This is a genomic window from Fibrobacter sp. UWB4, from assembly GCF_002210345.1.
In the GTDB taxonomy this organism is placed as follows: domain Bacteria; phylum Fibrobacterota; class Fibrobacteria; order Fibrobacterales; family Fibrobacteraceae; genus Fibrobacter.
The window spans coordinates 1,181,891-1,204,222 of the sequence record NZ_MWQI01000001.1 but is presented as its reverse complement, the minus strand read 5'-3'; the positions used below and the strand labels follow the sequence as shown (position 1 = coordinate 1,204,222).

19 protein-coding genes are annotated in these 22,332 nt (G+C 48.7%); 11 read left to right on the top strand and 8 right to left on the bottom strand.

Annotated features, from left to right (window positions below; all coding sequences use genetic code 11):
* The 3 genes from B7990_RS05065 to B7990_RS05055 all read right to left on the bottom strand — a co-directional run.
* Positions 1 to 911: hypothetical protein (locus B7990_RS05065; RefSeq protein ID WP_088639907.1), on the bottom strand; the 911-nt coding region annotated here is incomplete at its 3' end.
* Positions 912 to 915: 4 nt separating this feature from the next.
* Positions 916 to 1,881, bottom strand: a complete 966-nt coding sequence (locus B7990_RS05060; protein ID WP_088639906.1) for a T9SS type A sorting domain-containing protein — start codon at positions 1,879 to 1,881, stop codon at positions 916 to 918.
* A 54-nt stretch (positions 1,882 to 1,935) separates the two neighbouring features.
* A complete protein-coding gene (locus B7990_RS05055; protein WP_088639905.1) occupies positions 1,936 to 2,910 on the bottom strand; it encodes a T9SS type A sorting domain-containing protein in 975 nt (324 codons plus the stop codon).
* A gap of 364 nt (positions 2,911 to 3,274) precedes the next feature.
* Here B7990_RS05055 and B7990_RS05050 point away from each other — a divergent pair, with 364 nt between their 5' ends.
* From B7990_RS05050 to B7990_RS05040, 3 genes are all read left to right on the top strand, one after another.
* Positions 3,275 to 4,954, top strand: coding sequence for a family 43 glycosylhydrolase (locus B7990_RS05050; RefSeq protein WP_088639904.1), 1,680 nt, complete (start codon positions 3,275 to 3,277; stop codon positions 4,952 to 4,954).
* 199 nt (positions 4,955 to 5,153) lie between these two features.
* Positions 5,154 to 7,265 carry a family 43 glycosylhydrolase gene (locus B7990_RS05045; RefSeq protein WP_254917329.1) on the top strand — a complete coding sequence of 704 codons (2,112 nt, stop codon included), beginning with the start codon at positions 5,154 to 5,156 and terminating at the stop codon, positions 7,263 to 7,265.
* Between the two features lie 52 nt (positions 7,266 to 7,317).
* Positions 7,318 to 7,497 carry a hypothetical protein gene (locus tag B7990_RS05040; protein ID WP_088639903.1) on the top strand — a complete coding sequence of 60 codons (180 nt, stop codon included), beginning with the start codon at positions 7,318 to 7,320 and terminating at the stop codon, positions 7,495 to 7,497.
* Positions 7,498 to 7,519: 22 nt separating this feature from the next.
* Here B7990_RS05040 and B7990_RS05035 read toward each other — a convergent pair whose 3' ends face one another.
* Positions 7,520 to 9,652 carry a thrombospondin type 3 repeat-containing protein gene (locus B7990_RS05035; RefSeq protein ID WP_088639902.1) on the bottom strand — a complete coding sequence of 711 codons (2,133 nt, stop codon included), beginning with the start codon at positions 9,650 to 9,652 and terminating at the stop codon, positions 7,520 to 7,522.
* 250 nt (positions 9,653 to 9,902) lie between these two features.
* Between B7990_RS05035 and B7990_RS05030 the strand changes: the two genes are divergently transcribed.
* The 7 genes from B7990_RS05030 (at position 9,903) to B7990_RS05000 (ending at position 17,077) form a co-directional block, all read left to right on the top strand.
* Complete coding sequence (locus B7990_RS05030; protein WP_088639901.1) at positions 9,903 to 10,118, top strand: hypothetical protein; 216 nt, start codon at positions 9,903 to 9,905, stop codon at positions 10,116 to 10,118.
* Positions 10,115 to 12,478 (top strand): LysM peptidoglycan-binding domain-containing protein, encoded by a 2,364-nt coding sequence (locus B7990_RS05025; protein WP_088639900.1) that lies wholly within the window; start codon positions 10,115 to 10,117, stop codon positions 12,476 to 12,478. Before B7990_RS05030 ends, B7990_RS05025 begins: the two co-directional genes overlap by 4 nt.
* Before the next feature lie 168 nt (positions 12,479 to 12,646).
* Positions 12,647 to 13,387 carry an ankyrin repeat domain-containing protein gene (locus B7990_RS05020; RefSeq protein WP_088639899.1) on the top strand — a complete coding sequence of 247 codons (741 nt, stop codon included), beginning with the start codon at positions 12,647 to 12,649 and terminating at the stop codon, positions 13,385 to 13,387.
* Between the two features lie 89 nt (positions 13,388 to 13,476).
* Positions 13,477 to 14,307: a dihydrodipicolinate reductase gene (gene dapB / locus B7990_RS05015; RefSeq protein ID WP_088639898.1), complete on the top strand. Its 831-nt coding sequence runs from the start codon at positions 13,477 to 13,479 to the stop codon at positions 14,305 to 14,307.
* Between the two features lie 157 nt (positions 14,308 to 14,464).
* Positions 14,465 to 15,481, top strand: coding sequence for an ABC transporter permease subunit (locus B7990_RS05010; RefSeq protein WP_088639897.1), 1,017 nt, complete (start codon positions 14,465 to 14,467; stop codon positions 15,479 to 15,481).
* 163 nt (positions 15,482 to 15,644) lie between these two features.
* Positions 15,645 to 16,655: an aminoglycoside phosphotransferase family protein gene (locus tag B7990_RS05005; RefSeq protein ID WP_254917328.1), complete on the top strand. Its 1,011-nt coding sequence runs from the start codon at positions 15,645 to 15,647 to the stop codon at positions 16,653 to 16,655.
* On the top strand, positions 16,655 to 17,077 hold the full coding sequence (locus tag B7990_RS05000) for a PTS sugar transporter subunit IIA (RefSeq protein WP_088639895.1): 423 nt from the start codon (positions 16,655 to 16,657) through the stop codon (positions 17,075 to 17,077). The genes B7990_RS05005 and B7990_RS05000 overlap by 1 nt, the downstream gene beginning before the upstream one ends.
* A gap of 92 nt (positions 17,078 to 17,169) precedes the next feature.
* On the opposite strand, the gene B7990_RS04995 is transcribed toward B7990_RS05000, so the two are convergent.
* From B7990_RS04995 to B7990_RS04985, 3 genes are read right to left on the bottom strand one after another with little or no spacing between them, the layout of a single operon-like run.
* Positions 17,170 to 18,597 (bottom strand): hypothetical protein, encoded by a 1,428-nt coding sequence (locus tag B7990_RS04995; RefSeq protein ID WP_088639894.1) that lies wholly within the window; start codon positions 18,595 to 18,597, stop codon positions 17,170 to 17,172.
* Entirely contained in the window at positions 18,581 to 19,477 is an 897-nt protein-coding gene (locus B7990_RS04990) for a glycosyltransferase family 2 protein (RefSeq protein WP_088639893.1), read from the bottom strand. The genes B7990_RS04995 and B7990_RS04990 overlap by 17 nt, the downstream gene beginning before the upstream one ends.
* A complete protein-coding gene (locus B7990_RS04985) occupies positions 19,477 to 20,439 on the bottom strand; it encodes a glycosyltransferase (protein ID WP_088639892.1) in 963 nt (320 codons plus the stop codon). Before B7990_RS04985 ends, B7990_RS04990 begins: the two co-directional genes overlap by 1 nt.
* A gap of 77 nt (positions 20,440 to 20,516) precedes the next feature.
* Here B7990_RS04985 and B7990_RS04980 point away from each other — a divergent pair, with 77 nt between their 5' ends.
* Positions 20,517 to 21,659 carry a glycosyltransferase gene (locus B7990_RS04980; RefSeq protein WP_088639891.1) on the top strand — a complete coding sequence of 381 codons (1,143 nt, stop codon included), beginning with the start codon at positions 20,517 to 20,519 and terminating at the stop codon, positions 21,657 to 21,659.
* Here B7990_RS04980 and B7990_RS04975 read toward each other — a convergent pair.
* Positions 21,640 to 22,323, bottom strand: coding sequence for a MauE/DoxX family redox-associated membrane protein (locus B7990_RS04975; protein ID WP_088639890.1), 684 nt, complete (start codon positions 22,321 to 22,323; stop codon positions 21,640 to 21,642). The two genes, B7990_RS04980 and B7990_RS04975, sit on opposite strands and share 20 nt — an antisense overlap.
* Positions 22,324 to 22,332: the final 9 nt, after the last annotated feature.

Here is a 22,332-nt window from a genome sequence, read left to right as displayed (position 1 = left end):
GCGTTGTTGATGGCGCCCTTCGTCACGACTTGCCCGAGCGAGTTCATCACTTCGACGGTTGCGGAGGTCTTGATGCCCGTGAATCCGAGCATGCGCCCGTTCAAAACTGCGCTTACTGCGGATGTTCCGCGAGTGACCTTGATGGCTTCTGGTGGGGTGGGAATGCCGCATTTTTCTGGGCAGGTTCCATCTTTGGGGCCGACTGCACAGATATTGAAATTGTAGCGGCCCGGGTCTGCTTGAAGCTTGAATTTGACGGCTACGAGTTGCTTGGCTGCGGTCTCGCCATCAATCTTTACGGAACCATCGTACCAGGAGGGCTGCTTGAAGTCGGACCAGCTGACGACTACCTTGTTGCCGTGATTTGTATTTCCTCTTAACATGTTGGGAGCTTTTGCAGCGGGGAGTGTAACCGACGGATTTGCGTAATTGATGGTTGAATCTACTACAGGACCGAGACCTAGTTCGAGTTTCAAGTCTGCATCAGAAGAATAGGTGACGCATAGTCCTCCCCATGTTGAAGCGTCGCCTGCTAAGGGAGTGGGGTCTGTAGAGGATTTTTCACCGACGATATTGAATCCAAAACCTATATAAGGGCTTGAGGTCATTGATCCTTTGGCGAGGTCCGCTGTTCCACAAAAACCTCCGCATTCTTCGATCATAATTCCTGCGGAACAGTATATAAAGGGTGGATCTATTGTAAAGGGACAAATAAATGCGGACTCGCCGCCATCGTTGTCGTCTCGATAATCAAACCAGTAACCGCTTGTTTCGGTTTCGTTCCCAAGTCCTGTTTGAATGTTTTCTGTTATGTTGTCGTCTGCACAATTCCAAGTGACAAACTGCCCTGCGGCAAATGTCGTTGATGAAGCTGCCCAAAGAGCGATGGCTAAAGCGTTTTTCTTGTTCATGAGATTACCTTACCACAATCCTGTTTGTGAAATTAACGGCTTTACCCGTAACGTGGATCATGTAAATTCCAGCGTCAAGGTGGGCGAGGTTAAGCGTCGCGTTGTTGATGGCGCCCTTCGTCACGACTTGCCCGAGCGAGTTCATCACTTCGACGGTTGCGGAGGTCTTGATGCCCGTGAATCCGAGCATGCGCCCGTTCAAAACTGCGCTTACTGCGGATGTTCCGCGAGCGATCTTGATATCGTCCGGCGGGGTGGGAATGCCGCATTTTTCTGGGCAAGTCCCATCTTTTGGACCAACAGCACAAATTCTGAATTCGTATTCGCCCGGTTCTGCCTGAATCTTAAAATGAACTCCGACAAGCTGTTTGGCAGCTGTTTCTCCGTCGAATTTGACGGAGCCATCGTACCATGAAGGTTGCTTAAAGTCGGACCAAGATACAACAACCCTTTTGTCCGTTTGGGAGGCGGGGAGGGTTACGGCTGGGTTTGCGTAATTCATCGTTGAATCAATTTTTTCGCCAAGCCCGAGTTCCAGGGATATGTCCGTATCCGACGTGTAGGTCACGCAGAGTCCAGCCCAGGCGGAGGCGTTGCCCGCGACTAAAGTCTTGTCTGTGGTTGAGGTTTCTCCGACTATGTTAAATCCTATGCCGGAGAACGGTTTTGTTGTCAATGTGCCGCTATTAAGAGTGGCAGTTCCGCATATTCCTTCACAATGCGCGATAACCGCATCCATATAGTGAGGTTCGCATGTTTCATATTCGTGACATGGAGGAACTGGATATATAATTTTTGATTCACCGCCACTGAAGGAGTCATTAAAATCGTACCATATTCCGTAGGTATTGGTTTCGTTGCCTAGTCCTGTTTCTACTGCGGGAACTCCATCGGCTCCGTTCCAGGTTTCGAAAGTGCCTGCAAAAGTTGCCGTTGCTACGCAAAGTGCTGCTAATGTAATCTTTTTCATCATCGCCTCCTATGTCATTCCCGGCTTGACCGGGAATCTCCATCTCGTGCTGTTTTACCTCAGTACAATCTTCTTTGCAAAATTGACGTTTTTCCCGTTTACGCGTACCATGTAAATTCCTGCGTCGAGTGCGGCGAGGTTAAGCGTTGCTGCGTTACTCGTCGCATTGTTGATGGCGCCTTTCATCACGACTTGCCCAAGAGAATTTATCACTTCAACGGTAGCAGTGGACTTAATTCCGGTGAATCCGAGTGCACGACCGTCCAAAATAGCGTTGACTGTAGAAACTCCGCGAGCGATCTTGATATCGTTCGGCGGGGTGGGGATGCCGCATTTTTCTGGGCAAGTTCCATCTTTTGGACCAACAGCACAAATGTTAAAACGGTAATCGCCGTCCTCTGCTTGTATCTTGAACCTGACCATAGCGAGTTGCTTTGCCGCAGCTTCGCCATCGAATTTGACAGCTCCATCGTACGATGAAGGTTGCTTAAAGTCGGACCACGACACAACAACTCTTTTGTCCGTTTGGGAGGCGGGGAGGGTTACGGCTGGGTTTGCGTAATTCATTGTGGAGTCAATTTTTTCGCCAAGGCCGAGTTCCAGGGCTATGTCTGTATCCGATGTGTAGGTCACGCAGAGTCCGCCCCAAGTAGAAGCGTCACCAGTGGCTAGTGTCCGATCTTTTTCTGAAATTTCTCCGGCAACATTGAAGCCTAAACCCACAAATGGGTTGTAAGCTGAAGTTCCTTTACTGAGGCGAGCCGTCCCGCATATTCCTTTGCATTCATAGATGATGGGTTCTAGTGTGAATGGTGGCTCAGGGTTTATGTCGATGTCCCAATGGACTATGGATTGTCCTCCGTCAACATAGTCTGTGTAGGTGAACCAGAATCCACTCGTTCCTGTTCCGTTGTCGAGTCCTGTTTGAATCTGGTCGGGGGCGTCGTCATCAGCTCCGTTCCATGTGATAAACGGACCTGCGTAAATGGCTGACGTGACGCAAAGTGCGGCCAACAAAAATTTTTTCATGATCCACTCTCCTAATCAAATTTACACAATATGAAATCTAATTACTTTTCCTAAGGCTAGCTATCGAAATTTTCAAATAAACGAATGTTTTTCCCTGCGGATTAAACATGTAGTGTCTTAATGATACTTCTTGTACTATATGGCCATTAGCCATTGGACATTCGTTATTGGTTTTTGTTGGAATGATGGGTGATTATGACCGCTTTTGCCGTTTTTTGCAAAATGTGGACATTTAATTCGTAAAATTGTGGAATATTTATAGGTTTTACACTAAAATTATGTGATGTCACAAATAAATATGTGGACTTTTTATGGTTTTTGATATATATTTTAAATTGTTGTTGGTGTGGATATGGAGATGTTTATGGGAACGAGGCTTTCTGTATTTTTTACGAAGTTGGAATGTGCCGTTTTGGGCGTTTTTTGCCTATTTGGAGTGCAATCGGCTTTTGCCGCAAATCCGCTCACGACGGACTTTTATTCTGCGGATGCTGCCGCCCTTGTGCATAACGACTCGCTCTTTATCTTTGCAGGACATGATGAACAGGGGCCGCAAGGCAACAACAATAAAGCATTCATCATGAATGACTGGCATGTGCTCGTGACCGACGATATGGAGCATTATCACGATTACGGGGCTGTTTTGAGCGTCAAGACGTTCAAATGGGCGAATGCTAGCGCTTTTGCGGGTCACTGCGAATACCGAAATGGCAAGTTTTACTGGTATGTGGCCGTCCATCATGGAACCATCAAGGAAAACGGGAGTGAAGGCTTTGCGATTGGCGTTGCTGTGGCTGATCATCCGTCCGGACCGTGGAAAGACGCCATCGGGCAGGCGCTTATCACTGACAATACGCCGAACGACGTGAAATTGAACATTGACCCTGCGATTTTTTACGATGGTGACGATATCTGGATGTATTGGGGTTCGTGGAATGCGGGCCGCCGCGTGAAACTCAAGGAAAATATGATCGAGCTTGCGGGGACTCCTGAAGATATCAAGATTAAGGATTTTTTTGAAGCTCCGTGGATGCACTATTTCCGTGGCAATTATTACTTCAGCTATGCTTCGGGTTACCCCTCGACGACGAATTATTCCATGGCTCCGAGCCTGAACGGACCGTGGACGCAAAAAGGCGTCATCAACGACAAAATGGATAATTCCGAGACGAACCATCAGGCGATTTTCAAGTATCTCGGGCATTGGTATTTCATGTACCATGGCGCAAATTCTCCGGGCGGCTGGACGTACCGCCGTTCCGTGAATATCGATTACCTCTATTACGACCGCGATGGCTTAATCCAGAAAATCAAGCATACGGATGGCGTCGATCCGGTCAACAACGCGCTTATCGAAGAAGGCGGTTATCGCTTGACGGTTTCGCACAGCAATTTGGCTCTTGAAGATAAAGATGGTATCGTGGTGCAGCAGGTTGCGGACGAAAAGAACGAAGCGCAGCTTTGGGTGCTTGCGAATGGCGATTCGGCGCGTTATTACACGCTTAAAAATTTTGCAACGGGCCGCTATTATTGCCCGTCCAAAACGCTCTTGGATACTGTAACGACTAAATCGACGCCTTGCGAAATCCGTATCGAAAACGCATCGAAGGAAAAGGGCTATTATCTGTTTGCGGATTACGATAGCGATTATCTTGGCGATGTACTGAACATTTCGAAGGACGTCGGGATGCCGGTTATCACGTGGGTTCGCACGGGAACGGATAACCAGAAGGTGCAATTTACGAAAGCGGAACTGCCGAAGGTTGAACCGCCGACAGATTCCGGCAATGGTGGGACAACAGGGATTGCGCATGGCTCGCGCGGTTTTATGGATGCGTTGAATGCGCCGGCTTTGCAGCAGGTTCGCTACGATGCATCTGCTCGCGTGATTCGTTTGGCCGTTGATGCGTCTTGGGCTTTGCTTGATGTGAACGGTGTTGTTGTGCGTCGTGGTTATGGCCGTGAAATCCAAGTGCGTTCCGTCCATTCGGGAATGTACTTTGTCCGCACCGTCCTCACCACCGCAAAGGTTTTGGTAAGATGATTGCTTGCTTCTCCGTCATCCTGAGCGAAGCGAAGACTACTCAGAAGGCGAGTGTTGCAAAAATGAGTTCACTCATTTTTATAACCGAGCCAAGGAGTAGGGGCTATGCCCCATCCAGTGAAGTCTTGCCCCACCGTCATCCTGACGCCGAAGGCGGAAGGATCCAGTAAAGTTTTATTAGATTGAATTTTTAAGGAGTATGGAAATGAAGGTTTTGAATTTTACGAATCTTGTGAACGGCGCGACTCTCGTTGCTTTCGTGAAATGCGCGACTCTCGCAACGATTGGCGCCTTTGGCGTCTCTGCGGTTTCGGCTGCCGATTGGTACGCCAAGGACAACTTGCAGCCGGGTCATGACCCGAGCATGGTGCGCTTTGAAGACGGTTACGCCCTCATGAGCACAAACAATAATTTGCAACTGTGGACATCCGAAGATGCCTACACCTGGCGTGACCACAAGTCAACGGTGAGTAAAATCCCGCAGTGGGCTTACACGTATGCGCCAACGACCGAAGGCATTTGGGCGCCTGACGTTTACTACATGAACGGCGAATATCGCGTGTATTACTGCGTCTCCGTTTTCGGCAAGCGCACGTCTGCTATCGGTTATCAGTCCACAAAGTCGATCATGCCTGGCACAACGGGCTACGGCTGGACAGACCATGGCCATGTTTTCCATACGGTGGCGTCGGACAAGTACAATGCGATTGATGCCGATGTCGTTCGCGATACCGAGGGCAATTACTGGATGGCGTTTGGCTCGTTCGGACTTGGAATCCAGTTGATTAAGTTGGATGCAAAGACGGGCTATCAGGCAAACGATGACAAAACTGTTTACAACATTGCTCGCCGCACGAGCAAGGCCAGTAACGGTGCCGAAGAAGGTCCGAGCTTGATTGAACACGGTGGCCAGTATTTCTTGTTTACGGCTTGGGATATTTGCTGCCAGCAGGGCAATGATATTGAAAAGACGACTTACAAAACAGCTTATGGACGTGCAGATAAGGTAACGGGTCCGTATAAGGACCGTGCGGGTTACGATATGGCTAATGGCGGAGGCACAATCCTTATGGAACGCTATGGCCGTTACGTGGGTCCGGGCGGCGGCGAAGCATTCCAGGACTTGAACCGTGTACGCTTTGTGCACCACTATTACGATCTCAATGGTGACAAGTTCAACCACATCCATATTCGCGATGTGGTCTTTACGGATGACAATTGGGCTGAGATGGGACAGCCCTTCCTCGGGCGTTATTTGAGTGCCGAAGTCGAACACGGCGTTTTGACGCGAGCTGTTTCGGGCGATCTTGCAATTACGCGCAGCAATACTGCTTCGAATGGCGAATATCTTGCTTATATCAATACCGCAGGTTCCAAGATTCGCTTGCCGATGAACATCATGCAGGCTGGTGAGTACCTGTTGCGTTACCGCTATGCAAACGGCGGCGAAGGCGATGCTACGCACAAAGTCACAGTCAATGGCAAGTCGCAAACCGTAACGCTTCCGCCGACAGGTTCCTGGGGCACGTTCCCGGAAAAGTCTGTCGCGATGATTCCGGCTACGCTCAAGCGCGGTGGCAACTTCATTGAAATCGAGCCGCAGCCGAATGGATTCTTCTCGGAACTTGACCGCATCGACTTCTTGCGCGTGATTCGCGATACGATTCCGGCAAATGGCTTTGACAACGGCATCCGCGTACGCCTCACCGACAAGGATGAATTTGCCATCAAGGACGGTGGCTATGCGATTTTCGAAAACGTCGTGACGGATTCTCTCAAGAGCAATACGAACGTCTCTATTCAGGTGAAAAACGCAGCCGCAGGCAAGCTTGCTATTCGCGACGGCAAAAAGGACGGAACCGTCCTTGCCGAATGCGACCTCTCGACTGCCAAAGCTTCTGCAAACGGCTGGTCCGAAGCAAGCTGCGGAACGATTAAAGTAAACGGCATTAAGGACTTTTACCTGACAGCAAGCGGTCTTGCGGGCGAAACCGTTGTCGGAAACATTATGTTCAAGTCGAACATTCCGGCGTCAAGCTCTAGCAGCGTTCCGGCCGAATCCAGCTCTAGTGAAATTGCTGTGAGCAGTTCGAGCGAATCTTCTGTAGCGCTTCCGACAGTTCGTCCATCATTGAACTACAAGGTATCCAAGATTCCTAACGGTTACCGCGTACACTTCGATAACGCTGGCGTTCATCAGGCTTACCTCTTGAATCCGATGGGGCAAATTGTCTCCCATAAAAAAGCTTACGGTACCGATATTGAGTTTAATAACCTTCCCAAGGGCAGATACATTATCAAGATGAAGTAGGTTATCGTCTTCTTGTCAAAAGACGACGATTCAATTTTCTATCTTACATTCTATGAATCAGAAAATCCCAGGAATCCTTTTTTTACTCGCTATGCCGTGTTCTGTTCTCCTTTACATCAAGGTGGAGACGCTTTCTGGCTCGGAGATTCTTGGGCTTCTTTCTGCGGTAGCGCTTTATTTTATTGTTGCGCTAATCATCGCTTTCGTGTTCAACAAAAATGATAAAGACTAGTTTAAGCTCAGCCAGCTAAAAACTACTCTTCCTTCATGTTGTACGGCAGCAGTCTGACTCCTACGGGATTCAATTTTGCATGTCCACGGACATTTGCGGGCAATTGCAACCCATAGCCTTTAGCATTAAGGCGTTCTTCCTTGATTCCTTTGTTTATGAGGAACTCGTAGATGAATGTCGCACGCGCATCAGAAAGTGCCTGTGGGACCATTGCTTCGCCCGATTTGACGCTGCACTGGATTTCAATGGCGATTTGCTTGTTGTGTCGCATAATTGAAACAACGTCACTCAACGCTGTATAAGAGGAGTTGAGCGGTTTGTCCATGCCTTTATGGAACTGGATGCGCCTTGCTATTTTATCCAAGTTTAATTTTTCGCGAATAGGGCATCCGCTCGAATCAACTTCTGTGCGTTCAAGTGTGTTCGGGCAGTTGTCGAGGTAATCTACAATGCCATCCTTGTCGGAATCTATCGGGCATCCTGTAGAATCTACGGGCGCGTCTTCGGGCGTGTCTGGACATTTGTCGTCTTCTTCGAAAACGCCGTCGTGGTCCAGGTCTATTCGGCAACCTATGCTATCGACCATTACTCCTGATGGTGTGTTTTCGCATTTGTCCATAAAGTCTGGAATGCCGTCTTCGTCAGAATCGATTGGGCAGCCGTACATGTTTACAATTTCGTTGGGTGCGCTGTTTGGGCATTTGTCCCATTCGTCAGGGACGCCGTCCTTGTCCTTGTCCAAAAAACACCCGTATTTATTGACTGTGAGTCCTGCGGGGGTGTTGGGGCATGAGTCAAGGATGTCTGGTACGCTATCTTCGTCAGTGTCCAGAATACATCCGAAATCATTGACGACTTCGTCTGGAGCACTGTCATTACATTTGTCGAATTCATCTGGCACACCGTCGTTGTCGATGTCGTGAATACATCCAAATTCATCAACTGGGTGACCGTTCTTTGTCTGAGGGCACTTGTCCTTGTAGTCTGGTACGCCGTCGTTGTCGTTGTCAAAAGGGCAACCCTTGTCGTCGATGAGGACTTCGGGCGGTGTGTTGGGGCATTGGTCTAAGTCGTCTGCGATGCCGTCTTTGTCGGCGTCTGGAGCGCATCGGTATTTATTTTCCTTGAATGTTCGGCCGGACTTGGGGCATGCGTCCATTCGCTTTTTGAAGTCTTCAATCTTTCCGCTGAGGTCGAATGTTCGGCTGAGCTTGATGGATGCTGCAATCGTTGGACTTCCGGGTACGGTATAGGAATATTTTTTCCCTTCGGTTAATACGGTAATCTGGTGTCCTCGGCCAATCTTCTGTTTTCTGAAAAGGTCCATGCCGAGGTCTGCGTTAACCGAAAGCGTCGTGAATTTGGGTAGCCTGATTTTTAAGCCCGGGGAAAACCTCAGCTGGTCGTTCAGGAATCCTTGCCACACATCTTTTGTGCGGATCCATGTTTCTCCTGAGGCTTCAAGAACGAGCGACACCCATTCATAAGGGAACAGCTGAATTCCCGAACCCCATACAAAGATGTTTTCGCTGTTTTGCAGATTTCTAAGGACACCTGCATAGTTATTCCAGCTGATAATCTTATGGAGGTTCATCGTCATGTAAAGAGTGCCGGCGACGGAAAAATCAGCAGAGGAATAAGGGTGTGTAATTTCATTCTTGTGAATGTACCAAAGGTGTCTTGGACGTAGCCCTTTCTCGTTAGTTCCGCTGGGTATAAAGAGTTCTAGCGCTGCGGCGAAATTAAAAAGATCCTTTGGAGACTGGTTGGGAAGTTGAGCCTTGACCAATAGTCCGAGGTCTCCAAAACCAGGGCCTTTAAGTTTTGTACCGCCGGCATTGCCGTCGTAGTGGACGCTGATGTTGAGGCCGACTTCCAGATAGTTGAGGAGTCCGTATCCCACATAGCCAAGGACCGAGTTCGAAGGGGAGTCGTCGGAAAGGGATTTTTTATGATCATACTCATCGAGTATGTAGCCTTCAATACTGGCTGGCTTGCTGCTGCTAGCCATTTCAAATCCGCCCATGATAAAAAGGTCTCCTGGACCGATCGTTCGTGCTCCAGGAACATGGATTCCGGTACTATTGAAGGAAAATCCGGACTGCGCAAACAGGAAAACGGCGCATGCGAGAATGGATAATAGAAATTGTTTCATTTTTCATAAAGAATTTAGACATTTTTTTTGTTTAACTGTTTGCATTTTCAAATTTATGTATATATTTCACTTCCGAAGTGAGAAACAATAACTCCGCAAATAAATTGCCATCATGGCATCGTAAGTCGCAAAAGGCGTATAAGATTAACAGAGTGATCATCATTCTGCAAATCGTGACCGCATTTGTGATGTGTGGGGTTATCCTATATGGCATGAACAGATTGATGCAATAAACTGGAGGAAAGCTTATATGAATAAGGCTTACTATTGTGGTCGTCGTCCTAAGAGTGATGCGTTCGATGATACCCCGGATCCGACTTTCTTGGGCGAAGAAGATGATCTGATCAAGGAAGAAGAAGAACCGCAGGAAGAAGAAGTTGACGAAGAAGTCGATTTTGACAAGCCCTCTTTTGGCCGTAACCCAATCTGGTCTGACTACGGCGAGGATATGGATTTCGACCAGTGATTTGGTCGGATAAATTCGTTAGACTCGGCTTTGCATTAGTTCCTTTATTTTTGACCGCCTGCGCTCCCAAGCAGGCGAAGCTTGCCGCGTCATCTCAGGGAAAACCTATCCAGCCGGAGAAGGTTTCTATTGATGTGCCCGGACCAAATCCAGGCAAGGAAATCGTCGGGGATTCTACAAGACCTTCATGGGTCTATTACCAGTATGGCCTCCAGGCGATGGATAATAATGAATGGGCCGTTTCCAAGCATTATCTTGAAGAATCGCTGCGATTGCTCGTGACCGAAAAGTACGACTCGACCAAGAGCAAGCTTACCCGTTCCGAAGATTCTATTTACAAGATGCAGATGCCTGTGCGCATTGTCCTTGCTTTGGAGGACGTTTACCCGAACCTCTCGGAAGCGGGCGGGGATTCTACATCTCAAGATAGCCTTACCATTGATGGCGTGGACGCTTACGATGAAAATACGGCGGACAGTGCGTCCATGCGCGTCATTGAAAATTTCCTCGATACGGTGGATGCTGGGCGTTTTTCTCTCCCGATCCGCTTCAACGAGCGTGTCATGCAGGAAATCTACTACATGACGACATCTGCACGTGGCTTTATTACGCGTTCGCTCTCCCGTAAGACGGCTTATGATTCCTTGATTTATACAAAGCTTGCGCAGAAGCGCATGCCGCGTGACCTTATTTATCTCGCTTTGGTGGAATCTGGCTTTAACGTCAAGGCGTACAGCCGTGCAAAGGCGGCTGGCATGTGGCAGTTTATCCCGGAAACCGGCATCCGCTATGGTCTTGAAGTCGATTTCTGGGTGGATATGCGCCGCAATCCGGAAATGGCGACCGAGGCCGCCTTGAGCTATCTCTCGACTTTGTACGCTGAATTTGGCGATTGGCTCTTGTCCATGGCCGCTTACAACTGCGGTGAAGGCCGAATTCGCCGGTTGATTCGGGAAAAGAAGGCTGATTCAACGTGGGGCAACCGTCCTGTAACGTATTGGGACTTGCAGCTTCCGCAAGAAACCATGCATTACGTGCCTCGAATCCTTGCCGCTATGGTGATTGGTCACTTCCCGGACCATTACGACGTGGCGATCAACAAGCGTCAGCTGCCGGCTTACGATACGGTTACCGTTTACGATTCGTTCTCTCTCGATGAAATTGCAAAGTTCCTGAAGGTTCCTGAAGATACGCTCCGCACGTTGAACATGGAACTTACCATGTGGTGCACTCCGCCAAACCGCGATGCCTATTTGCTCCGATTGCCGTATGGGACTCGTGCCGCCTTTGTGCAGAATTATGACCGCATGGAAAAGAACGGATTCTCGAGCTGGAAACAGCACAAGGTTCGTAAGGGCGAATCGATAGGGGTGATTGCGCAACAGTACGGTGTCCGCGTGGCCGAGATCCAGCGTGCAAACGACATGAAAAAGACGAAGCTCAAGCCTGGGCGTACGCTTTTGATTCCTGTCAAGGTCGCTCCTCGCAGATCTACAGGTAAAAAGCCGACGAAGGTCCGTACGTATGTGGTTCAGCTGGGCGACAACCTCGGTTCCATCTCCCGTCGGTTTGGCGTTTCCCAGGAATCATTGCGCATCTGGAATAATATTGAGACTGGGTATAACGTGAAAAAGGGCGATACCATTTTTGTCTCGAAGCCAGATTTGAAGCCGTCAAGCTTTATTCAGCAGCGCGTGGCCCTCAAGAAGGGCGAAAAGTACGTGGTCAAGGCGGGGGATACTTATGCCGAAATCGCAAAGAAGTATAAGGTCCCTGTGTTCCTTCTGTTGCAGGCAAATAGCGGCTTTACTAAACGCTTGACTATCGGTGATTCTCTTGCTATTCCAGCCTACGTCCGTCCGCCGCGCAAGATGTCCAAGGCGAACGAAGATGAAATTCCTGTGGAATTGGCTAAATCTGTCGAGCAGGATTCTAAAAAGTCAAGTAAGTCGTCTAAGAAGCCGGCCGAAAAGTCTTCTGAACCTTCGAAATCCTCGAAGAAGGAACCGGTCAATACAACGATCATTTATACTGTCGAAGCCGGTGACAATCTCTTTGCCATCGCCAAGAAGTACTCCACGACTGTTGCCGCCATTCGCGAAATGAACGACATGGGCAATTCCTCGAATATCAAAATCGGCCAGAAGCTAAAGATCCCCGGAGCTGCAAAGCCTGCGGCAAGCTCTCCAAAAGTCGAGGAAATTACTCACGTTGTCAAGAAGGGCGAAGGTCTTTGGGATATTTCCCGACAGTACGGCGTAACGATTGAAGATATTGTCAAATGGAACGGCTTAAAAGACACGAAAATCAAAATAAACGAGAAACTAAAAATCAAGACGACCAAGAAACCGAAAAAATGATAGCATTAAACGAGGGGAAAGCCTGCTTAGGGCGGGGCTGCAATTTCTAGAAGGCGTTGAAACGATGTTTTTTGATAAAAAAATGTGTAAATTCGTGTTTTTTATGTTATATATTGAAAAAAATAGTGTAGTTTTAACTTGAAAAATCAAAAATCACTGGAGTATAATATGAAGAAGAAAATCTTGGCTCTCTGTGCTGCTGGTCTCATTTTTTCCCTGACCGGTTGTGAAGAAACCATGGACCCGAACGATCCGCAGTCTGTTCGTAGGTATTTGACGAAAAAGCAGATCGGTTTTACGCCGAATCAGTTTGTTTCTTACGCGGTCAACAGCGATACCGCCAAGATGACGTTGTTCCTCCAGGCTTCTTTCGAAATTGACCAGCCGGCTGATAACGGCAATAATGCTGTCGCCATTGCCGCCAATAAGGGCAACATGATGGTGCTCAACTACTTGTTCGATCATGGCGCAAAGGCCAATGTCAACAATGGCAATGGTGAACCGGTTATTGATAATGCAGTGATGATGGGCAACAAGGAAGTTGTCGTCCGCATTTTGCAGCAGCTCAAGAAGGAAGGCGTTGAACCGCAGAACCTCGCAACGGCTGTGCTTATTGCTGCAAAGACTGGCAAGGCTGACATGCTCGAAGTTCTTGCTGATGCAGGCGCTCCGCTTGAAAACCGCAGCCCGGATGGCTACATGCCGATTCACTGGGCAGTCAAGTCTGGTAACTATGACGCCATGATGTTCCTCATCAAGAAGGGTGTCGATGTGAACGCCAAGTGCGGTCAGGGCTATTCTGTACTCGACTGGGCAACGAACGAAGGTTATACTCGCCTCATCAAGGCTTTGAAGAAGGTCGGTGCTAAGAATACTGCAAAGTATAAGCTCGATTCTCGTGGCAGATAAGCGAATCTTTTCTGCTTGAATTTACAGGACGGGCTTAAAGCCCGCCCTTTTTTTCTATCTTGTCAAACGGAAAAACAACAGGAGATTTTATGTCCGTTCAAGTGATGGTTAATGGTATTCCGGGTAACATGGGCCGCATCGTGGCCGAAACTTGCGTTGCCCGCGGTTTGGAACTTGTCCCGTATTCTTTGACGGGTGAAATTATTGTCGAAAACGAAGCCGAAGTGGCGGGCAAGACGATTCAGCTCTTGAAGCCTTCCAACCGCGAAGCCCGCATTGGCGAAGTGCTTGCCAAGTATCCGAACATGATTTGCATTGACTACACGCACCCGAGCGCCGTGAACGACAATGCCGCCTTCTACGTGAATCACAAGATTCCGTTTGTTATGGGCACAACCGGCGGTGACCGTGAAGCTCTTGCAAAACTCGTTGCCGATGCAAACCATCCGAGCGTGATTGCTCCGAACATGGCAAAGCAGATTGTCGCTTTCCAGATGATGATTGAATATCTTGCCAAGGAATTCCCGACAGCATTTAATGGCTACAAGCTTTCCGTTGTCGAAAGCCACCAGAAGACCAAGGCTGATACGAGCGGTACGGCTCGTGCTGTCGTCGGTACGTTCCAGAAGATGGGTTTTGACTACACACCGGACGATATCGAAAAGGTCCGTAACGAAAAGGAACAGATGGAACGCATGCACGTGCCCGAAGAATATCTCGGCGGTCACGCATTCCATACCTACAGCCTCGATAGCGCCGACGGTACGGTTCACTTTGAATTCCAGCACAATGTTTGCGGCCGCAAGATCTATGCCGAAGGCACGGTCGATGCCGTGAACTTCCTTGCCGACCAGATTGCTGCAGGCACCGCAAAGCCGTTCAACATGATGGACGTCCTGCGCTCTGGAAAAATGCGTTAGAGGTCGCACTTCGTGCTTTGAGCTATGAGCGCGCACCTTCGGTGCTTTGAGGTCGCTACGCTTTGAGCTTTTCGAAAGAAATTCCTCAAAGGACGCCGCAGGCGGACGACCCCAAAGCGAGTGGCACGAGCGACCCCATACCCCATACCTATTTACCATGCGTTCGTATATCCTTCGTCGTTTGCTGCTGATGATCCCGACATTAATCGGGATTTCATTGGTGTGCTTTATCCTGATTCAGCTCTTGCCGGGAGGCCCTGTGGAAGAGCTGATTTCTCGTGCGCAGCAGGCCGCTTCGATGAAGGGTGGCGTAGATGCATCCAAGGCGCTTTCGCCGGACCAGATTGCGCAAATCCAGGCATACTTTGGTTTTGACCAGCCCGCGTGGAAACGCTACCTCACGTGGCTTTGGAACGTGTTGCACTTGAACCTCGGGGAAAGCTACACGTACGGACTCCCGGTCTGGGACGTGATTGTAAGCCGTTTCCCGATTTCTTTGTTCTTTGGCGTGACGTCGTTTTTCTTGAGCTACCTTATCTGCATTCCGCTTGGACTCTGGAAGGCGGTGCATCACGGCAGCAAGCTTGATTCTTTTACGAGCGGTCTTATTTTCTCGGGTTACGTGATGCCGGGTTATGCGCTTGGCATTTTGCTCATCATCTTTTTGGCGGGTGGTTCGTACTTGGACATTTTCCCGCTCGGTGGGCTTACGAGCGATGACTTCGAGGATTTCTCGTTTTTCGGGAAAGTTTTTGACTTGGCGCAGCATTTGGCGCTTCCGATTTTCTGCTACATGATTAGCGAGTTTGCGTTCCTCACGTTCCTTATGAAAAACTCTGCGCTCGAGGAACTGGGCCGCGACTACATGCGAACGGCTTTGGCAAAGGGCTTGAGCTTCAAGCAGGCTCTTGTGCGTCATGCTCTCCGCAACGCGCTTATTCCGATTGCGACCCGCCTTTCTGAAATCTGCACTCTCATGTTTGCAGGTGCGCTCCTCATCGAGAAGGTCTTTGATATCGATGGCATGGGGCTTTTGTATTACAATTCAATGGTCAACCGCGATTACAATGTGGTGATGGGGATTATCTTCCTCAGCAGCCTTATGGCGATGGTCGGGCGCCTCTTCAGCGATATACTTTATACGCTCGTTGACCCGCGAATCAAGTTCTCGTAGGATAGTCAGTAGTCGTTAGTCAATAGTCTTTAGCCGTTAGATGTTGGTTTGGCGTTAAGAACAATGCTTTAATGACCAATAACTAGAGACCAATGACTAATAACCTACATTTTCTTTGTCATTTTCCTCTTTCTTTAAGTATATTAAAAGTATGCAAAACGATATGATTAAAATTTCTCCGAGTATTCATGAGTTTCTCTTGACTCATGGCTATACTGAAAACTTTACTGTGACTCCCATTGCCGGTGCCGGTTCTGGAAGGCGCTATTTCCGTATCGCTGGTGGCGAACGCCAGAGCGTCTTGCAGGTGAGTGCCGAAGTGAACGATGATTTCAAGCACTTTGTCGAGTATTCCAAAACGTTCAGGGAATATGGTTTGCCGGTTCCGCGCGTTTATTGCGTTGACGAGAGTACTTGCCAGGTCTTGCAAGAGGACTTGGGCAAGCGCAGTCTCTTGGACGAGGCTTTCCCGAACGGTGCGCAGGCGCTTTCGGGCAGTGTCCGTATTCTGTACCCTGAAGTGATTGATGCGCTTATCCAGTGGCAGAATGCAAGCCATCAGCTGTTCAGCCATCACACCGAGATTTGGCTTCGCCGTTTTGATTTTTCGGCGCTTAAGTGGGAATCGGATTACTTTACCGAAAATTACCTGAAGCTCCACAAGGGCATTACCGAGATTCCAGAATCGGTGCGTAACTTCTATTCGCTCGTGGCTGTTTCTGTTGAAGCGCAGACAAAGGTTCTGATGCATCGCGATTTCCAGAGCCAGAACATCATGATCCGCCCGAATTCTGAAGTCGCTTTTGTGGATTATCAAGGTGCTCGTCGCGGTTCTATGTTCTATGATATCGCATCGCTCTTGTGGGATCCGTATGTTTGTCTCCCGCTGCCGATGATTAAGGATTTCTTCGAATATTGGCGCAGCCAGTACCGTGGAACTAGAATTTATACGAAGGACGATGCCTGGGATGGCTTTGTGCATGCCAGCTTGCAGCGCTTGATGCAGGCTCTCGGTGCATACTGCTTCCTTTCCAAGGTGAAAAAAATTGAAAAGTTCGAACAATACATTGAACCGGGCAAGGCTCAGCTCCGTACGTTGTTTGGTGAATTCAAGCTTATCGCCAAGGCTACGGATCCGGAAGTCTTCAAGTTTATGGATTGGGCGCTTTCCTAATGGCTCCTATTTATACGCGTATTTACGCGCAGCCTGTTGAATTCAATCGTGCTCTTGGCTATGCTTACGACGCTTTGGTGAAAGGGCCTTATCGGTTTGACGCTTTGTCGGCTTGGAAAGGGCTTTCGGAACGTGTAGCCCAGGGCATTTATATGGGGCAGGGGCTTTTGCTCCCGCATACGCGTGTTCCTGGTTTGCAGGGACCGCTGATGGCTTTTGTCGTTGCCCGTGAGGGAATTACGGGCGTTAAAACCCGTAATGACGAAGTGGCACAGTTTATGTGCGTACTGCTTTCTCCGGCGGAATCGGCTATGGCGCATACTGTAGCTATTGCGAATGTGGCAAAGCTTTTGCTTGACCCTGAGTGGAAAGAAAAAGTCCTCGCCGCAACCGACGAGGAAGTGCTTAAGAAAATGTTCTGAGATGGAGATGCCCTCCCCATACGCGGATCATGCTCACATAAGTGCTAAAGCACTAAGTGATCAAAGAGCTCAAGGCGGGCATGACAAAAACATTACCATTGTACGCTGCCGGCGGCGTAGGCGCGGTATCCTTCGTAATCCCCGAAAAACCTTGTGTAGCTGGTTCTAAAGCTGAACCAGTCCCACGGGGTTAGATTTAAATTGAATCCCAGTTCCTTGTAGCGCTGGGTTGTTTTTTTGCTAAGGAACTTTTTGTCGGTTCTGCTTTCGGGCGTGTGGAGGTCGGTGAGGTTCCCGCCGAAGGCGGTGTCTTTGGCGACTGCGCCAAGGAAAAGCGTCGCTTTTACAAATTTATATGTAGCAGTGACTTCGGTGTGGATTTCCTGGCTGTTGGGGCCGAGATCGCTTCCGAGGCTCTGGGCGTAGCTTGCATATGTGTAGCCGCCGCCTTTGTGGTGTGTATAGACCCACGGTTCGATTCTGGTGTATTCAAACATCCAGTCTAAATTTACGGGACCGATTTCAAGACTGTCGCGCGCAACGCCGAGCGTTGTTGCCCACTTGTTGCCCCACCAGCTGTCATCGAACATGCTTGTCGGGGATTTCATGTCGTCCCATAAAAGTTCGGCGTAAAATTCCCAGTTTGGAATTGTTTTTACGCTCAAGTCAAAAGCAAGCGATATGTTGTCCTGATCGCCTTGCAGGTGCTCCTGGAAAACGTAGGGGATGAATGGAATGGCGTACGCCCATTCAAATTCGCGGCCCGTGCTGTCGCCATCGATATTGGGATTTGTACCGGCGAGTTCTGTTGTTGATCCGTAAAGCGATGTTTCCGAGATTCCAAGCGTGATTTCTTTCGGGAGATTTAAGTTGAGGCGGTGGGCATGGAAATATTTGCCCAAGCCTTTCTTTTCAAAAAGCTTGGCTGCATATTGCGTGTACTCGATTGGGCCAAGCTTGAATTGATAACCGAAATAAGGTGTTGGTGCTGCGTCAGAGATGCGGCTCGAGCTGTCTTGCCAAGGACGGTAGATGTTTCGTTCTCCTCGCAATATGACATGGTTGCGGCGGGCAGGCCCCCATTCCAGAAAATCGAATCCGGCGAGGAGCTGCACAGGCTTGAGATCGTAGCTGACGTTTGCGGCAAACAAATCCCATGTACGCTTGTTTTCGCTTTGCTTGTTAAAGGGAATGCCTTCGTCAGGATTGTAATAATTAAAGTTGATGTATCGGTTTGTGTAATCCGTGCTGATCTTTACACGTGTATCGAAAAGGAATTTATCTGTAAATTTACCGTTGGCGAAAAGTCGTACGGACATCGAATTATCGTAATGCGTTTTTGCATTTGTGAGATTCGTGACCGCGACAGAATCCATGAACTGTACGTTGATGTTCAGTTCTTTTGAGTGTGCTGAATCCGAGAAGGTTATGTGGTGCGTCATTTCGGCTGAAAATGCCGAGCTTGCAAGTGCAATGGCACTCCAGAAAGTCCACTTAAATAAATTAATCTCGAATTTCATAGAATCCCCCGTTTCTTTCGATGAATCTTTGAAATGATTTCTTCGATAAGGTGATTTTCAAAATTGTAAAAACTCTTTTGATTTGACATCTTTTGATGCGGAGTGCAAGGCTGATTGCAAATCCGATGAGTACTCCAAAGATTGGAAAACCGTTTTTTAATGCAAAGTAGATTCGATTTCGAATCATGAGGCAGTCGATAAAATAGGGAACACCGCCTTTTGCAATTTCGCTCCCGGTCGATGAACCGATGTCATGTAAGATGATGCTGTCGGTTGCCCAGGCCAGCTTGAATCCGTTTTGCTTAGCCTTTAAGCAGTAGTCGCTTTCTTCGAAGTACAGAAAAAACTCCTCGCTTAAAAGCCCTGTTTTCTGTAAGCATTCAGGCGAAATGAAAAACGATGAGCCTTCTACATAGTCAAAGCCCTGTTCGCCAGATGATTTCGGGCGTCGCACAGATGCGAATTTCGGATGGATGAAGCCGACTCCGCCTGAAAATTCTCCATTTGCTTTTTTGATGAGCGATCCTGTGATTCCTGCGTTTGTGGATTGCGCTTTTTCGAGGAGCTTTTCGAGTGCTGTCGGCGTTGCTTCTGTGTCGTTGTTCAGGAGCCAGATGTAGCAGCCTGCGTGTTCTTCGGTTGCGGCCTTGATTCCCTGATTGCAGCCTGCTGCAAAGCCGCGATTTTCCTTGTTCCAGATCCAGCGGACGTCAATTGAAAAATTTAGACTCTCGAAATATTTTTGCGAAGCTTCGGTAGATGCATTGTTGATGACATAAACGCATACTGGCTTTACAGTATTTTTTTCGAGAGAACGCACACAGTCGGTTGTTTTTTTGTCGTTCTTGAAGTTAACGAGAATTGCGCAGACGTCGGTCATTATTTTTTACCGAAAAACTTGGTGATGACAGGAGCACCGATAATGCCGTGCAGAATGCGCGGGATAAATCCGGTGATATTTTTGACATACGGGTAAAGGCTTGCGACATTCATGATGACCCACACGAGGTATTGCGGGATAAACTTTTTGTGGAGCCTATCTTCGGTGTAGGCGATATAGCGCTTTAAGAATTTTTGGTTGCTTGTTGAGAGCGCATTAAAATGCGGCGTCTGCAAAATCATCTTGGCCCATTGCAAGTTCAGTTTCAGGTTCCCTGTCCAGGTGTGCGTATCGCCGAGTCCGATTGCGTTTTGTCCGTGAATGCGGTACTGGATGACGGCTTCGCTGATGGATTTTACGCAGGCGTCGTGATCTTCGAGGCTTGCGCAAAAAGTTATCCATTGGTCATGGACGGGGACTTGCTCTGGAATGGGGAGAATCTGCTTCAGAAGTTTTGATCTGAATAGCGTCATGCATCCTGTGACATTGGTAAATCCTGTTAAGATTGCCCTTAATGTGAGGTGCTCCGGGACGCCGTCCATTTTCCGCCAGGATTCTCCGGTGAGGTTTCCTTCGCCATCGATGACCTGGGCATCCCCAAAGACGAGATTTGTTTTAGGATCTTCCTGAATGGCCGCTTCAAGAGTTTGCAATTTTGCAGGTAGCCAGACGTCGTCCTGATCTGCAAGTGCAATAAGGTCATTTTCGCCTAGTTGCGGTGCTGCAAGTTCAAGCGCCTTTGAAAATGCGGCGCGGTGGCCCGTGTTTTGGGGTAGGCAAGTCACTTGCAGGGGGAGGCGCCCTTCGTAACTTTTGAGGATTTCTGGAGTGCTGTCTTTTGAACCGTCATCGACCGCCACAATGAAATCGGCGGGTCGCTTTTGTGCTATGAGCGAATCGAGCATCTGCGAGAGATACTTTTCGCCGTTGTAAGTTGCAAGGACTATCCCGATTTTAGCCATGTTGTGAATATAGTAATTAGTGGTTGGTGAATTGTTGCAGAATTTGTAACTTTTAATTCTATATTTATGGAATCACCATGAAGCAGAAAATACTTTTTGTTTGCGATAAGAATGAATGTACCAGTTTTGGACGCTTGACCATGAACTTGGTCAAGGCTGTTGCTGGGGAATACGAACCTCACGTATTGTGGCTCAAGACTCCCAAGTTTTTTGGAGCGCGCACATCCTGTGAAGCCGCAGGAGAACATTCTATTTACACATCGCATGAGGTGTGGGCGAAATCGCTGTATTCTGGTTTTGTTTCGTTCCGTAGTCCGCTAAAAAATCTGGTGAAAACGCTTCAACCTCAGGTGGTTTTCTTCATTCGTCCGGAACTGGGTTTTTTGGTGCCGGTGGTCAAGGGTATGGCTCAAACGGTGATGTTTGTGCATGATACCTTTGCTGAAACACTCTATCCGAATTCGCTCAAGTTCAGGCTTCTAAACTTGTTTTACATTCGCCCGACCGTTGAAGCTGATTTCTTTGTCTATAATTCGAACTGGACTCGTGAACAGGCTGCTTTGCATTTCGGCGTGAAAATGTCGAGCAAGCCCGGCTGCGTTATTGGGTGCCCGATTGATAGAGACTTGTTCAATAAGCCTGAAGTCAAACCCTCTGCTTCAGAAAAGAAAGCATTTGCGCGCAAGTACGGCATTAGAAATTTTGACGGGATGTGCTTGAACGTAAGCCTTGATGAGCCGCGAAAAAACATCGAGACTTATTTTGAAATGGCGAGTCTTCGGCCGGATATAGCCTTTGTCCGCATCGGTAAGTTTTCGGATCGGCTCCGTGGAATCGTAAATGAGAAGAAACTCTACAACGTCTATCATTTCAGCAATTTCAATGCGGATGTATTGCGCGATTTTTATCGCCATGCTGACTTGATGGTCTATCCGTCGCTTTTGGAAGGTTTTGGGTTGCCGCCAATCGAGGCAATTGCCTGCGGTATTCCTGCTGTTGGCGCTGCGACTTCTGCAGTCAAGGAAAATCTAGAAGGGGTATGCCCGCTGGTGGATCCGCCGACAGATGCCGAAGCGTATGCCCGTGTTTTAGACCGCGTTCTTGCGGGTGAAAATGTCATAGACGAGAAAAAAGCAGCGGCCCTTTTGGGCCACTGCTCTATGAATTCTTTCAGTAAGCGAGTTCTTGAGTTCTTGAACTCTATTTCTTCCAGATTTTAATCAAGCTGCGATTCTTTCTTGTGGCAAGCCAGAGGGTCGGCCAGATGAGGATGAGGTCGCGGATGAGGCTTGTCCAGGCTTCTGCCTTGTCGTGGGCGTTGCCGTCTTCGAGTTCAAAGCAGCCGCAGGTGATGCCGAGGTCGTTCCAGAGCGCCCAGGCGAGTGCGATGATGAAGCTTACGAACATCCAGAAAATTGCAAATGCCGATTCTTTGACGAACGGCGATACGATCATGGCGAGGCCAAACCAGAACTCAAATTGCGGATAGACAAGCGCAAAGAAGTTATTCACGAAGTCCAGGTGCAGTGCCGAGAAGAACTGGTACTGCGCAACGAGAGTAGCGAACTGGTGCGGGTCCTGGATCTTGTAGACCGATGCAAAGATGAACATGCCGCCAATGCCTACGCGGCAAAGCGTTTCAAGAGCGCGGATCGCGAAATCCTTTTGAATCTTGATCGCGGGGACGATCAGGGCACATGCGATGACGACTGCGCCGATGCCAACGTGGATGTTGTAACGGTAAGCCTTCGGCCAAATGTTCAGGAGCCAATCCTGGTCGGTGAATGTGAGGAATGTTTCCGGGAAGCTGATTTCAGCAACGCCGACGGTCACAAAGAATGTCGCGATGAGGAGAAGAACGCCTGCAATAATGGTGTTTTTCATGGATGCTCC

What these genes read in the sequence shown, in the direction of transcription:
- B7990_RS05060 (WP_088639906.1), bottom strand. Translation starts at nt 1,881, where the DNA reads ATGAAAAAGATTACATTAGCAGCACTTTGCGTAGCAACGGCAACTTTT.
- B7990_RS05055 (WP_088639905.1), bottom strand. Translation starts at nt 2,910, where the DNA reads ATGAAAAAATTTTTGTTGGCCGCACTTTGCGTCACGTCAGCCATTTAC.
- B7990_RS05050 (WP_088639904.1), top strand. Translation starts at nt 3,275, where the DNA reads ATGGGAACGAGGCTTTCTGTATTTTTTACGAAGTTGGAATGTGCCGTT.
- B7990_RS05045 (WP_254917329.1), top strand. Translation starts at nt 5,154, where the DNA reads ATGGAAATGAAGGTTTTGAATTTTACGAATCTTGTGAACGGCGCGACT.
- B7990_RS05040 (WP_088639903.1), top strand. Translation starts at nt 7,318, where the DNA reads ATGAATCAGAAAATCCCAGGAATCCTTTTTTTACTCGCTATGCCGTGT.
- B7990_RS05035 (WP_088639902.1), bottom strand. Translation starts at nt 9,652, where the DNA reads ATGAAACAATTTCTATTATCCATTCTCGCATGCGCCGTTTTCCTGTTT.
- B7990_RS05030 (WP_088639901.1), top strand. Translation starts at nt 9,903, where the DNA reads ATGAATAAGGCTTACTATTGTGGTCGTCGTCCTAAGAGTGATGCGTTC.
- B7990_RS05020 (WP_088639899.1), top strand. Translation starts at nt 12,647, where the DNA reads ATGAAGAAGAAAATCTTGGCTCTCTGTGCTGCTGGTCTCATTTTTTCC.
- dapB (WP_088639898.1), top strand. Translation starts at nt 13,477, where the DNA reads ATGTCCGTTCAAGTGATGGTTAATGGTATTCCGGGTAACATGGGCCGC.
- B7990_RS05010 (WP_088639897.1), top strand. Translation starts at nt 14,465, where the DNA reads ATGCGTTCGTATATCCTTCGTCGTTTGCTGCTGATGATCCCGACATTA.
- B7990_RS05005 (WP_254917328.1), top strand. Translation starts at nt 15,645, where the DNA reads ATGATTAAAATTTCTCCGAGTATTCATGAGTTTCTCTTGACTCATGGC.
- B7990_RS05000 (WP_088639895.1), top strand. Translation starts at nt 16,655, where the DNA reads ATGGCTCCTATTTATACGCGTATTTACGCGCAGCCTGTTGAATTCAAT.
- B7990_RS04995 (WP_088639894.1), bottom strand. Translation starts at nt 18,597, where the DNA reads ATGAAATTCGAGATTAATTTATTTAAGTGGACTTTCTGGAGTGCCATT.
- B7990_RS04990 (WP_088639893.1), bottom strand. Translation starts at nt 19,477, where the DNA reads ATGACCGACGTCTGCGCAATTCTCGTTAACTTCAAGAACGACAAAAAA.
- B7990_RS04985 (WP_088639892.1), bottom strand. Translation starts at nt 20,439, where the DNA reads ATGGCTAAAATCGGGATAGTCCTTGCAACTTACAACGGCGAAAAGTAT.
- B7990_RS04980 (WP_088639891.1), top strand. Translation starts at nt 20,517, where the DNA reads ATGAAGCAGAAAATACTTTTTGTTTGCGATAAGAATGAATGTACCAGT.
- B7990_RS04975 (WP_088639890.1), bottom strand. Translation starts at nt 22,323, where the DNA reads ATGAAAAACACCATTATTGCAGGCGTTCTTCTCCTCATCGCGACATTC.